Annotated in this window: 11 protein-coding genes; 3 read left to right on the plus strand and 8 right to left on the minus strand. The window is 61.7% G+C overall.

Annotated features, from left to right (window positions below; all coding sequences use genetic code 11):
- Nucleotides 1–40: 40 nt before the first annotated feature.
- Genes A5705_RS01390 through A5705_RS01415 form a run of 6 tightly spaced genes read right to left on the minus strand, consistent with a single transcriptional unit; the run spans nucleotide 41 to nucleotide 5209 of the window.
- Nucleotides 41–1006 carry an LLM class flavin-dependent oxidoreductase gene (locus A5705_RS01390; RefSeq protein ID WP_068274724.1) on the minus strand — a complete coding sequence of 322 codons (966 nt, stop codon included), beginning with the start codon at nucleotides 1004–1006 and terminating at the stop codon, nucleotides 41–43.
- Between the two features lies 1 nt (nucleotide 1007).
- Nucleotides 1008–1487, minus strand: coding sequence for a VOC family protein (locus A5705_RS01395; protein WP_068274728.1), 480 nt, complete (start codon nucleotides 1485–1487; stop codon nucleotides 1008–1010).
- A 15-nt stretch (nucleotides 1488–1502) separates the two neighbouring features.
- Entirely contained in the window at nucleotides 1503–2252 is a 750-nt protein-coding gene (locus A5705_RS01400; protein WP_067881986.1) for an SDR family NAD(P)-dependent oxidoreductase, read from the minus strand.
- Nucleotides 2249–3484 carry an MBL fold metallo-hydrolase gene (locus tag A5705_RS01405; protein ID WP_068274731.1) on the minus strand — a complete coding sequence of 412 codons (1236 nt, stop codon included), beginning with the start codon at nucleotides 3482–3484 and terminating at the stop codon, nucleotides 2249–2251. The genes A5705_RS01400 and A5705_RS01405 overlap by 4 nt, the downstream gene beginning before the upstream one ends.
- A 14-nt stretch (nucleotides 3485–3498) precedes the next feature.
- A complete protein-coding gene (locus A5705_RS01410) occupies nucleotides 3499–4767 on the minus strand; it encodes a sulfotransferase (RefSeq protein ID WP_068274734.1) in 1269 nt (422 codons plus the stop codon).
- A 55-nt stretch (nucleotides 4768–4822) separates the two neighbouring features.
- Nucleotides 4823–5209, minus strand: coding sequence for a DUF2237 family protein (locus tag A5705_RS01415; protein ID WP_067881995.1), 387 nt, complete (start codon nucleotides 5207–5209; stop codon nucleotides 4823–4825).
- A gap of 154 nt (nucleotides 5210–5363) precedes the next feature.
- On the opposite strand from A5705_RS01415, the gene A5705_RS01420 reads away from it, so the two are divergent.
- The 3 genes from A5705_RS01420 (at nucleotide 5364) to A5705_RS26840 (ending at nucleotide 9840) form a co-directional block, all read left to right on the plus strand.
- Entirely contained in the window at nucleotides 5364–5744 is a 381-nt protein-coding gene (locus A5705_RS01420; protein ID WP_067882029.1) for a hypothetical protein, read from the plus strand.
- Between the two features lie 200 nt (nucleotides 5745–5944).
- Nucleotides 5945–7105 carry a cellulase family glycosylhydrolase gene (locus tag A5705_RS01425; RefSeq protein WP_067881998.1) on the plus strand — a complete coding sequence of 387 codons (1161 nt, stop codon included), beginning with the start codon at nucleotides 5945–5947 and terminating at the stop codon, nucleotides 7103–7105.
- 413 nt (nucleotides 7106–7518) lie between these two features.
- Nucleotides 7519–9840, plus strand: a complete 2322-nt coding sequence (locus A5705_RS26840) for an ATP-binding protein (RefSeq protein WP_082956224.1) — start codon at nucleotides 7519–7521, stop codon at nucleotides 9838–9840.
- A 245-nt stretch (nucleotides 9841–10085) separates the two neighbouring features.
- On the opposite strand, the gene A5705_RS27620 is transcribed toward A5705_RS26840, so the two are convergent.
- Both A5705_RS27620 and A5705_RS01440 read right to left on the minus strand, forming a co-directional pair.
- Complete coding sequence (locus A5705_RS27620) at nucleotides 10086–11447, minus strand: hypothetical protein (protein ID WP_156762994.1); 1362 nt, start codon at nucleotides 11445–11447, stop codon at nucleotides 10086–10088.
- A gap of 8 nt (nucleotides 11448–11455) precedes the next feature.
- Nucleotides 11456–11974: a hypothetical protein gene (locus A5705_RS01440; RefSeq protein ID WP_156762995.1), complete on the minus strand. Its 519-nt coding sequence runs from the start codon at nucleotides 11972–11974 to the stop codon at nucleotides 11456–11458.
- Nucleotides 11975–12713: the final 739 nt, after the last annotated feature.

Raw genomic sequence — 12713 nt, forward strand, 5'->3', positions numbered from 1 at the left:
CGATTACGCTCCAACGCTTACCCGTTATCGGTGGGCGCAATCAGGCCAGTGCGGGCAGTACCTTGTCGGTGAGCAGCTGCACCGATTTCCACGCCTCGTCGACCGGCATCCCGCCGACCAGCGGGTGCATGACGAGCGGCCCGTACTGTTCGGACTCGCGCACCTCGGCGACGAGCTGGTCGGGCGTCAGGAACCGATACCGTCCCGACGCCTTGACCTCGTCAAGCGTCCGAACCCCGGGCAGGTGCATGAGCGAACGCTCGTCGGCCGACCATCCGCCGTAGGTGACGGCCTCCCACAGGATGTGCTCACCCAGCTCCGCCCAGGCCCTGTCGGGGTCCTCGTGCAGGTAGATCATCCCGCGATTGATCGGCCCGGGCATGAGGACGACAGGCCTGATGCCGGCCTCGGAGCACAGCTCGCGATAGTAGGCGGCGATCTCGGGCAGGTGGTCGGCCAGGCTGAGCGGCAGCCGGAATCGCGCCGCGCGCCGCGCCGTGGCGTGCGAACCTCCGCCGACGTGCAGCGGCGGATGCGGTCTCGTCCAGGTACCGGTGCATACCCCTGCGTCGGCACCGGACCAGACGGACAGCATCCGGTCGACCAAGGCGTCCATCAGTTTGCCGCGCCGGCCGAAATCGACGCCGAGCGCGTCATATTCGACCGTCCGGTAGCCCAGGCCCACGGTGGTGTGCAGCCGGCCGCGGCTCATGTTGTCGACGAGCGCGATGTCCTCGGCCAGCCGGACGGGGTTCCACAGCGGCCCCAGTGCGCAGTCCACGCTGGCGATCAGCGTCGTCGTTCGCGCCAAAAACATCGACGCGGCCATGATCGGGTTGCAGCTCCATCCGTGCCCGGTCGCGTGATGCTCGTCGACGCTGATCGAGGCGACGCCGTGGGACTCGCCCCACTGCGCGAGCTCGAGCGCCGCGGCCAGCAGCTCACTTTGCACGCGCGGGTCACCCTGCGGGGACGCGAAATTGAAGCGCAGCACGGTCAATAACACGTCATGCCTCGGGTGCGCCGGCCATCGACTGCAGAAATGCGGGAAAGTCGGGAAACAGCCCGCGGTCCACGATTTCGATGCGGGCGCCGAACGCGTCGGTGTAGTAGGCGAACAGCGCAAGGTCGGAACCGGGCACCTCGGCAGTCATCTCGAGGGTGAAGCCGTTGGTCTCGAGCGCCTGGGCGCTCTCGGCCAGGTTGTCGCTGAAGTAGCCGAGGTGATGCACGGCGTTGCCCGGCGCGGCCGTCCACGGGCTTCCGGGGACCTCCTGTACGAGTTCGACGTGTGGGCTCTGCAAGGAATAGACGACGGTCGATGTCAATTCGTGGACGCCGGAGGCGGTGCGAAACGGCAACGTATAGGTCATCGGCTTGATCCACCGGTAGCCGGCCAGCGCGGTCAGCCTGGCCATGGCCGCATCGAGGTCGGGCACGACGATGCCGGTGTGATACAGGTCCTCGGGTTGCAGGGCGAATGCCATGGCGAGTACCTCCTTTCAGACGCAGTCCGACGCGCCGTCGACGACGAACAGCGCACCGCTGGTGTAGCCGCTCTGCTCGGTGCACAGAAACGCGATCGTGGGCGCGATCTCTCCCGGGGATCCGAAGCGGCGCAACGGAATGTGGGACAACTCGGAATCCACCAGTTCGGCGGCGCCGTGCATCGGGGCGGTCATCGGTGTGTCGATGGTGCCCGGTGCCACCGCGTTCACCCGAATCCCTTTACCCGCCCACTTGACCGCGAGATTCCTTGTGATGCACACGATCCCGGCCTTGGCGGCGCCGTACCCGGGGACCAGCGGCACCGCCCGCAGCGCGGACATCGACGCCAGGTTGACGACGCTGGCGCCGCCGGCCGCGGGCGACGACCTCAGCGCCCGGTACAGCGCGACCGTGAGCCGGTACGGACCGGTCAGGTTGACCGCGACCGACGCGTCGAACCCGTCGGGTTTCGACTCGTCGAGCCCGCCGGGGAAATTCGCACCCGCGTTGTTGACGAGCACGTCGAGGCGGTCGAACCGGTGCGCCAGCGCGTCTATCGACTCGTGGTCGGTGATCTGCAACTGGTGGTAGGACATCCCGGACAGGTCGGTCTCGTAGTCCGCCGTGGTCGGTTTGGTTCCGGTGATGGCGACCGACGCCCCGGCGTCCCGGAACAGCGTCGCGGTGGCGTGCCCGATGCCGCTGGTGCCACCGGTGATCAGCACCGCGGTCCCGGTGAAGTCGAAGCTGACCCGAGCCGTCATGAGCTCCTCGCTAATTGGTTTGCCAGCCAGGCGCTTTCCCAGAAGTTGGTGCTGCCGGCCAGCAGCGTTTCGTGGGCCCGCTTCAACACTTCGCGCGCCCCGGCGTGCTCCGCGGGAACGAGCTCGGCGAGGTGAATGGCGTGCAGTGCCCGGCCCGCATCGAGGTGCGCCCGCGCCCTCTCCACCAGCCCGTCGGCACCGGCCAACTCCACCACGTCGGCGGCGACGGCGTCGAAGCCGACGGGGTAGAGCTCGGTGGTCGACCGGTGATGGAACCAGCCCGAGTAGTTCTCCCAGACGGCGCGCACATCCCAGGCCACCTTGCCGTAGCCCTGGCCCACTTCGCATTCCGGCGGCAGGGTGATCTCGCGCATCAGGGTTCGGACGTCCTTGCCCGCGTTCATCCCGTCGACGGTCCGGTCGTGGACGTACTGGATCGCGTCGCGCAGGCGGGTCAGTTCGGCGTTGATGCGCTCGGCGCCGGCGATCGGGTCGAAGTGGCCGGTCACCAGGAGCTCGGGCCGCAGCTCGCGCACCCGCTCGACCGACTGGATCGCGGTCAGGGCGTCGCGGTACCGGTCACCCCGCATGGTGACGAGATTGGGTATGTGCCCGAAGATCGGGCCAAAGGTGTTTCCGCACAGGCAAATCCGTTCGTCGGGCAGCCACACCACCAGCGAGTCGGTGGTTTCACCGCCGGGCACGGCGATCAGCTCCATCCGCCGGCCACCGACCTCCAGGGTGAGTGTGTCCTCGAAGTCGACGTCGACGGCGGGAACGCTTTGGCCGGGCAGCCGCGTCGTACCGAGCCGACGCTGAATTGCTTGGATCCCGGTGGCGAGCGTGTCCTTGAATGCGAACGCGCTGCGGGCGGCGCGGTACGGGATCAGGCGCTCGTTGTCGTCGCGCCAGGTGGTCCAATTCGCTTGCGCGACAACCTTGGTATCGGGGTCTCGTAAGCTGTCCAAACCCCCGACGTGGTCGACGTGGCCCTGCGTGAAGATGATGTAGCGCACCGGCGAGGGGTCGACGTCGTCGAAGTTGGCGCGATGCACCGGCCCCTCGAAGCCCATCCCGGTGTTGACGACGACCCGGCCGTCGGCGGTGGTCAGCAGGTAGGCATTCGAGAGGCCCGGCGAGCACCACAGCCCCGGCGCTATCTGCGCGGCCTTCTCGGCGGCCGCCGGGCGCATGGCGTCGGCGCCGGGTCTGCTGCGATAGACCGGTTCCATCGCTGGTATCTCCTTCATTCGTCGGGGACGTCGAACCTGTCGAAGTAGAAGCCGAAGCGCCCGCGCAGTTCGTCGGGCGAGATGCCGAAGTGCCGCTGCAGGTCGTAGCGGACGCGGCCGTGCTTGCCCCGCGGGTTGCCCTCCAGGTACTGCTGCAGGCGCCCCCGCACCTTCGGTGTCAGCTCGACGCCGCCGCGCCCATACAGCTGCTCCAGCAGCGGCATCTCGTTGCCGTTGAGGTGGTGGAAGCTGATGTCGATGCTGCGTTCGGCCGGAACCAGGTCGCGGTCGCGCACGCACGCGCCGAGCAGCCGGTGCACCCGGTCGCTCCAGTAGTCCAGCAGCCAGCCGGGGTCGATGCTGGTGCGCCGCAACCGATCGGAGTAGGCCATCATCGTGATCGCCGACTGCACCACCGCGACGGGGTCGCGATGGGTGAAGGCCACCGTGGCGTCGGGGAAGGTCGCCATCAGCGGGCCGAGCTGCTCGCAGTGCTGCGGGCTCTTCAGCACCCAGGTCCGCGGGCCGCGCAGGAAGGTCAGCGCCTGCAACACCTTCTTCAGGTATGCGTAGTGCCGGGTCTGGTCGAGCTGCAGGTAGTAGTCCCGCCAATCCGGCACGCGCGCATGCCATTCCAGGACGTAGGCGGCCAGGTCGAGGTCGAGCAGCTCGACCTCCTCCTCGATCGCCTCGGGGAACCGGTCGTGCATGGCGGCCACCACCGGGGCGCTGACCATGAGCGCGTCGTGCTCGGCCTTGGCCCGCGCATAACGCGGATCGACCCCGAAGATGTCCGGGCCCTCGCCGCGGGCGGGGATCGGTTCCTGGCTCTCCCAGTAGGGCAACGCACGCCGGCGCGGGTCGGCGGCGATGAGGTTCACCAGATGCGTGGTGCCCGATCGCGGCATCCCGACCACGATGAACGGCCGCTCTATTTCGATCGACTCGATCTCGGGGTAGCGCCTGATGAGCTCGACCAGCGACAGCCGGTTGCGCAACAGGCGGACCACCCGCTGCCGCAGCGAGCCGCGGGTGAGCTGGGTCAGGCCCTCGTCGGCCTCGATCGCCGCGACATGCGCCGTCAGCCGCGCACCGAACCCGTCGGTGTCGTCCAGGTCGTCGGCGCCGGCCTGGACGACCGCTTCGGTCAGCATCCGGTCGATGTCGAGGTCGACGCGCCGCGCCTCGGTGAATTCCAGGACCTGACGCTGGACGTCGGTCAGCCGGGGCGACGTCAGGTCTTCGAAGTCGATGTCATCCACGTCGCCGACCGCATGACCCACGCGCCCGCCTCCTCGACATCGATTGCGTCGAAGTTACCGCAGCGGGCCGCGAGTTCTACAGGTTAGCCAGGTCGTCGGGAACGTCGACCTTGTGTTCCTGCAGCGCCTCCAGCGGGACCACCTCGAGAGTGCGCTCGTGGGTGGACGCCAGCACCACCGGTGCGGCGCACCCGTCGTGGTGGGCCCGCAGCCAGTTCAGCGCGGTCACGCACCAGCGGTCTCCGGGCAGCAGGCCGGGGAACCGGTGCTCGGGCACCGGCGTCAGCAAGTCGTTACCGATGGAACGCTGGTGTTCCAGGAATTCAGCGGTCATCACCGCGCAGATCGTGTGCCGGCCGAGGTCTTCCGAACCGGTCGAGCAGCAGCCGTCGCGGTAAAAACCGGTGAGTGGTTCCGTCCCGCACGGTTCCAGCGGACCGCCGAGCACATTGCGATCAGGCACGCGATCAGTATCGCGCTCCTCGGCACGAAGTTTGAAGAAACTTTCGCTATCCGTTCGAAGAAAGGCACCGGACAGCGGGCGGCCGCGGCGGACACAACCCGCGTTTCCCATCCTGTACCCAATCCAACCTACGACGCGGTACCTTCGGCAGGTGATGCTTTCGGGTGCTTTCCTGGCGGAAGCGGCCGCGACGGTCGATAACAAGCTGAACGTGCATGGCGGCGTGCTGTCCAAATATACCGTCGGGCCCGACCGGGTAGCCCGATTTGTCCTCGTGGTGCTGACGCAGGACGACAGCGACGATTCGGAGCGGCGCGTACAGGTCGAGATCAAGCCGCCGACGGTTGACGCGACGCAACGCGCGACGTTCGAGGCGCCGGAGGCCTCCGTCGGGGAATTTCCGGGATTCGCGTTCTTTCCCATCGAAACGCGGCTGCCCATTGACGGCCGCTGGGTGATCGACGTTGTCTGCGGCGAATCGACGGTCTCGTTGCCCCTCATCGTCGACGAGTGGGCGCCGCCAGTCGGCATCTGAGCGGACCCGTTTTCACTAGGGGCACAACGCCCTTGGCGCTCCTCGGGATCGCACCCGAAGTGGCGCAACGCACTCCCTGACCCAGCGCGTGAACGCCGTTAGGTCACAACAAGATAACAATTCCTGACGCGTCGATAAGCTCCCGGCGACTCGCTGGCCAAATACCGGGAACATCACCCCGCAAAATTTATCGTCAGTTCGTGCACCGTCGAACGGCCCTCAAGCTTCCACTGCTGCTGGCGGCGGGCACGGCGTTGGCCCACGCTCCTCGCGCCTCCGCGGAACCGGCGCCCCGCTCCTCCGGTGAGGTCATGCGGTGGTCGCCCGACCGCGCCAACCGCTGGTATCAGGCGCAGGGCTGGCTCGTCGGTGCCAACTACATCCCGTCGAGCGCCATCAACCAGCTCGAGATGTTCCAGCCGGGCACCTACGACCTCCGCCGCATCAACACCGAGCTGGGCTGGGCCAGGGCATACGGCTTCAACAGCGTGCGGGTCTTTCTGCATGATCAGCTCTGGGCCCAGGACGCCCGCGGCTTCCACAACCGCCTCGCGCAGTTCGTCAGCGTCGCGGCCAGCCACGGCATCAGGCCGCTGTTCGTCTTCTTCGACTCCTGCTGGGACCCGCTCCCCAAACTGGGTCCGCAACGGGCGCCGAGGCCGGGGGTCCACAACTCGGGTTGGGTGCAGAGCCCCGGCGCCGAACGCATCGGCGACCCCGCCTACACCCCCGTACTGCACGACTATGTCACCAGCGTTCTGACCCAATTCCGCAGTGACAACCGGGTTTTGGGCTGGGACCTGTGGAACGAGCCCGACAATCCCGCCCGGGTGTATCAAAAGGTGGAGCGGAAAGACAAGCTCGAGCGGGTCGCCGAGCTGCTCCCGCAGGTGTTCCGGTGGGCCCGTTCGGTCGATCCCAGCCAGCCGCTGACCAGTGGCGTGTGGCGCGGTGTCGACCAGGGCGAGCAAGGGGGCCGGAGCCCGATCAGCGACATCCAACTGAACAACTCCGACGTGATCACCTTCCACTCCTACGCCGAACCCGCCGCCTTCGAGTCCCGGATCGCCGAGCTCGCGCCGCTGGGGCGGCCGATCATCTGCACCGAGTACATGGCCCGGCCCCAGGGCAGCACCATCGAGACGATCCTGCCCGTCGCCAAACGGCGCAACGTCGGCGCCTTCAACTGGGGGTTGGTCGCCGGAAAGACTCAGACCTACTTCCCGTGGGACTCGTGGGATCACCCCTACGCGGCGCCCCCGAAGGTGTGGTTCCACGACCTGCTGCAGCCCGACGGCCGGCCCTTCCGGGACAGCGAGTTCCAGGCGGCCCGGAGCCTGACCAGCGGCCAGCCCACGTGAAATGCGCCCTGACTGAACGAAGGCCTAACCGCCGCAGCGAACCCGACGGACATCGAAACCCCATGCAGCAGTGCCGTTACCCAGGTCCCTCGGACCGCCGACAGGCGTAGATAGCGGCTAGGAACACGCGCACTTTCCACAAAAACCCCGGAGGGAGTCGTCGCAGATGGCGGTCAATATTCGTTGTTCACTATATAGAGCACCCACCGAATCTCGAATTGGCGGTCAGATAGGGAAACCTGAAAAACCGGTCGGGCGCTTGAAACAACTGCGCGCTTTTTATGCATACCGTGACGCGGCGCGGACTACGATAGTTGAGCCGGCGCCGTCGGCTGGAAGCACTGTACAGCTGGAACTCGCTGAACATAACTATTACTTTCGAGCCAGGTCGTAATGGAATGCAGGAGAGTTAAATGGATCTGAGTACGTACATCGAGACCGACTTCGCCAAGCAACGCCAATCGGCGGCCAGGGTCAATAGAGTCATGGAGCAAGCGCATGCAACGCTAATGGACACTCAAGATAAGACTACTGGCGCCTGGCCGTATGCTCTCAAAAATCGTACCGAGACCAAGCTACCGCGGACGTTCTCTGAAAGCACAGCTGCAATGATCCTGCACGCTGTCGCTGCAACTCATGGTGTGATTTCTAACAGCGTATTGACGCCAGCCGTACAGGCTTCTGCAACAACTCCTGTACCACCGGTAGAGGTCAGACGACTGCTTAACCATGGTTTAACGAAGCTAATAGGGGAGCTCAACAACTCACAATCTGCGAACATACTGACCCGATCGAGGACGTGGGGAGATAATGACCCCTTGACGTTAACTTGGACTTATGAGTTGGCCCGCAGCGGGATCCTTCCTTCCGATCAAACAGATAAAATTCGTGACCGCATTTCAGAGCTGGCTAGGTCCAAAATTGCGGAGATCGCAAAACGTCCAGCAGCGGCATATCTTAGAACGCGACTGGGAACCCAATACTCCGTTGCTCATCCATTCCCCCTGCTTCGCTATATTCACCTTGCCAAGACTATCGACCGTGATTCTGTATTTGGGTTGCATGTGAGCGAACTGCCAGAAGCTTTACTCGCACAATTTCATACTGAACTATCAAACAGCATGATACAGGATGCGGGCTTCGATCCAGCAAGTCTTGTGTTTGCACTGGAAGCGCTATTACTTATCAACACCGATGCCGTTAGCGAAGCCATGATAGATCGAGTGGTCGATGTCTTGAGCAGCACACCGAGCCTCGGTTCGCACTGGCGGCCTGTGCGGCCTCTAGCGGCTACGTCCCAAGGCCTAATCTTGCTACCGCAAAGCGTCGAAGTGGCCAACGCCTACTTGCGAATTTGTGAACTAGCTATGCGGGAGTTCGCTGAGCCGCTATTTTCGAGAAGCGTGAGCGCATTGCAGGCATATGCGGACTGGATCATGTCCTGCGCAATTTCCATTAAACCTAAATATTCTAATTCGGCACCCGATGTCAAGGCTTCCGTATTCACCGGCTGGCAGTCGGAACACACCTATACGCGAGACGTGGTGCATCTCTGGGCAACGAGCCAAGTGACCCTCTTTCTCAAGCATTACCATGCAATGCTTGACCAACATATCGCCAGATCATCGCGAATGGCTGCGGGTCTCGATTTTCAGCCAGTCGCAAAACCACGTACCGAGATAAACTGGGAAGAAAATGAACCAATGTTAAGCTTGCCAAAGACTAGCGAATTTCGCATATCGGAGCAAGTGCTATCAAGGTTCGTAAACCCTAGAATCGATAAATCGGCGACAAGACTGCCTGAGTTTTCGATACTGCTTTATGGTCCGCCAGGGACGGGCAAGACGCGGTTTGCAAAACTTATCGCAAAGTCGCTCGGATACGACCTGATCATCGTAACGCCAAGCGCATTTATCAGAAGCGGCGAATCCGGCGTCGAAGCTCGCGCCAAGGAACTATTCGATGTTCTTCGAGCACAATCTCGCACAGTGATCTTGTTTGACGAAATCGATCGCCTACTCTTAGATCGCGACAGCGCGCGGTACGAGACTCAAGCCGACATGTTTCAGTTTATGACCCCAAGCATGCTGGTGAAGCTTAATGATCTACGTGAGGAGAAACGCAGCATCTTCATCATTGCGACCAATTATGCTGAGCGTATTGACAATGCGATCAAGCGTCCTGGACGAATCGATCTCCAGATACCGCTTTTGCCTCCAGACGAACGGCAGCGCAAAGAGTTGATCCGGAAATTTGAAGGAGAATATAGGAAGGAACAGGCACTCAAGAAGCCGGACGGCGCGGCCCAAAGTACACAAAACGTCCTGGAATTCAATGAGGATCAGGTGGCGCTTCTTGCGCATCTCATGCCCCTATATATCGCGGCAGAGCTCGACCAGGTAGTACGATCCGCTCTAGACCTGATTGATGGCGGTCGAGACTTCCGTGACGCGATAGACATCACTCTCAAACAGCAACGGCCCAGTATCAGCCTCGAGAGCTACGAAAGCCGGTTCTATCTCGACAAGAACCGTGGGCTGCGCCCCGATACCCGCCGAACGCCTTGGCAGGAATTCGCGCTGCTTGCTTATATATGCGCGGAGGTAGAATACGAAATCGGTCAAGAATTGAGTTGGGTGCGAGATGTCTTGAACTTACCGATTATGGAGGAACTGGGCCCCGACGTGCTCGCTGTGCTCCAACGTTATCGTCAAATAGGTCAGCCCAAAGCCTAAATTCTTACTGCCTAGGGTTCCAACCGAACGACACCCTCTTTGACTTGAGCTTGGACCATGACAATTAGGCTTTTGACGTATCGGAATCGGAGGCTAACATTTACAATTGCCACTTGAGAAAAAGATTTAGATCCAGCAGAAAATGCTCGACTTCTCAAATGATAAGGCAGCTACGCCGCTAAGGAGTCGGCTGCAACCGCAACTGTGGTCAGGCATGTGATTGGCTTGCTGCTACGATTGCCCACCTACGGCGCTGGGCGACGAAGCCGAATTGGCACCGGTGAACTCGATAGCAGCTCGCCAATGTGAGAGGTCAACCCAAAGTCTCCGACAACCTCGATCCCCTGGTTTCGCGTCGCCGCCGCGGCGATGAGATCGCGCAACGTTTCGAGGCCGGCTATGGTTTCATAGCTCAACCATGATGTGACCGGTGCGTCGGCGTGCCTACCCACGGGCTTGCTGGATGCGTTAAAGACGCGATGCATCTGTAAAATCCATACTTGAGAGCCGTCGTGAGCCCACTCGATCCGGATGCCGCCTAATTGTTTTCGCAGATCAGCTGTGACTTTTCGTACATCCTCTATTACTTCTTTGGGCAGTTCCTGCGGCGCATCTCGTCCCACCATAAAGCGGTCACCCCGCCCGGAAACACCTTCGACTACATCGAACTCCGGATTATCGGTCGGCTTGGTTGCGCCGCTATAGAGCGCGTCGACGCCTTCCTGCGATAGCACCGAAGCGAGGATGCGATGTTCGGTGTCCTCGCAATTGAGCACGTCGAACGGATCCGTCCACCCAAATGTAGTGGTGTATTTCCCGGCGACGGGCTCTTTCGGAGCTGTACGCATCCACCACTCGCCCGTGTGGGTTCGCGTTCCAAACGAAAATGGGGCAAGGTTACGACCTACGACTGTTGTGTATGGGACGGGATGGCCAAGGGAATCCGCAACAATCAGACCGAAGGCTTTATCGCCAAGGAAACGGCTAAAATGGTTAGGCCAAGTGATCTCTGACTTTAGTTCACCTGCGACGTAATCCGATGCTTCCCATACGATCGTGTGCTCATAGCGCGTTCCGCACCGAAACGGGTGTAAGCTGAATTCCAGTCGAGTTCCCAGAAGGTGCCCAAAGTCGACCGGGAAGCCGTACACGTTCTGAAGGACTTCGAATCCGACTTCAATAGGTAGCCGCGCTATTCCCGGCTTCTCGACAGCACGTGGCGTGTCTCCAGGTGCGAATTCGACGATGCCGCCAGCAGCGACTCCTGATACACCACCGTCATTTATATCGAGTGTCTCGTTTGCGATCGTGTACAGGCCGGCTTTTGCAAGCTTACGGATCAGTGCGGTGGCAGTTTCGACTGAAGAGATCCCGTAGTGGAATGGGTTACCAGCTGGGCGCGCGGCAGAAAACGAACGAATATTGATCGATCTGCTGGTACTTGCCCGCAACAGGGAGGCGACGGTGTCTTCAAGTGATCCATCGGAGCAAACTTCATCACGCACTGCGTGATGTCGTAACGTCGGATCACCTGGGCCGAAACTTGCGAACTGCGCGACGTTGTAGTTGCGAGACAGCTCAAAGAGGACATCGTCTTTGAGTCTCATCGACGATGTCATACTTCATGCTCCTGCGAAGATGCAGCAGTCGCAACAGCCTGCTCAATCGCTTCACGCGCAGTGAGCAGCCCGTTTACCATATGGCCCTGCTTCCGGAGTCGGTTAATCGCACGCCGTGTCAACATGAGGCCAACCTTAGGTTGAAGCGGCGACAACTTTTCGTCCAGCACAGCGGCACCGGCATCCAGGGCTGCGGCGAACTCGAAGCAACAGCCGGTGCTGTACTCCCACCCTGCGTTGAAGACGACCGTCCCGACGTAGTCCGTGATGAGACGAGTCCAGAAGGCATGGAAGTCTGCTTGCGTCCAGTCCGGAACATCCAGCGGAGTCGGATCGACCACGACCTTGTCGAGACGCTTCCGTGCCATCGTTACGAGGGCCCGCGCGGAAGCTTTGTTAATCTCAATCACCTCACGGGCATGGTCCCGTTGGAAGTCTGAGCTGTTATCCGGTTTGTAGCCAGAGGCCTGCAGCCAGTCGTAGTAGAGTTTGCCCGTCGTGATCGGGGTACTCACGTAGGCCACATTGCTTCGCTCGAGGCCGAAACAGCCTGCAAACGAATCTAGGACATCAGACAGTCGGCCCGTAGCCGCCGCCAGCTCCGCTTCAGCCGCAGTCGACAACTGGTCTACTCCTTCAACGAGTACAGCCACTATGCGAGTCACAGTACCGCGCGAGCGTAGCCAGGGGTCCGCAGCTAACGTGAGAGCGCGTCCGTGTCCAGTTCGCCTCGGAAAGACTCATGATGTCCACCGAGGCAGACTTGACTTTTCACGTCCGATGCGGGCCGATCTCACCACTTTGAGGAACGTCGTAGCGGACACAGCCAAGCACCGACAGGACGTGTAAGCGTTGACACGAGCCAGGCCGTAGAGGTCATCGGTGTCGTTTCGCTCGTCTTATTTGCTCTGTTCTGCACCTTCCGGCCTAACCTTTGGGCGCCAGCCGCTGACCTGCAGCGAACGTGCTGGCGTTCCAAAGATGCTCGGGCCTCGGTTGCGCAGGGAGACCGGATACCTACGCCTATCTTCGACGAAGATCCAGGGGCCGAGACAGGCAGGTTGCAACAGCAACTATTTGCGTGAGGGTTCGCAAATGCGCTCATAGTAAACGAACGACTAACTAACCGATCGTTGTCGACGTGCGTTAACGGCTGGAAAACTGTGGCGGTGGCGGAGGTCTGTGGTTCATTGACATAGAGGACAGATGTCTCCCGACATAGAGGACAGCCCAGTTATCGCGAGGTGTCCTCAT

It is taken from the genome of Mycobacterium sp. E787, from assembly GCF_001668725.1.
Lineage (GTDB): Bacteria > Actinomycetota > Actinomycetes > Mycobacteriales > Mycobacteriaceae > Mycobacterium.

Coding starts and splice junctions, on each gene's coding strand:
- A5705_RS26840 (WP_082956224.1), top strand. CDS start 7,519: ATGGATCTGAGTACGTACATCGAGACCGACTTCGCCAAGCAACGCCAA.
- A5705_RS01400 (WP_067881986.1), bottom strand. CDS start 2,252: ATGACGGCTCGGGTCAGCTTCGACTTCACCGGGACCGCGGTGCTGATC.
- A5705_RS27620 (WP_156762994.1), bottom strand. CDS start 11,447: ATGAGACTCAAAGACGATGTCCTCTTTGAGCTGTCTCGCAACTACAAC.
- A5705_RS01405 (WP_068274731.1), bottom strand. CDS start 3,484: ATGGAACCGGTCTATCGCAGCAGACCCGGCGCCGACGCCATGCGCCCG.
- A5705_RS01395 (WP_068274728.1), bottom strand. CDS start 1,487: ATGGCATTCGCCCTGCAACCCGAGGACCTGTATCACACCGGCATCGTC.
- A5705_RS01420 (WP_067882029.1), top strand. CDS start 5,364: ATGCTTTCGGGTGCTTTCCTGGCGGAAGCGGCCGCGACGGTCGATAAC.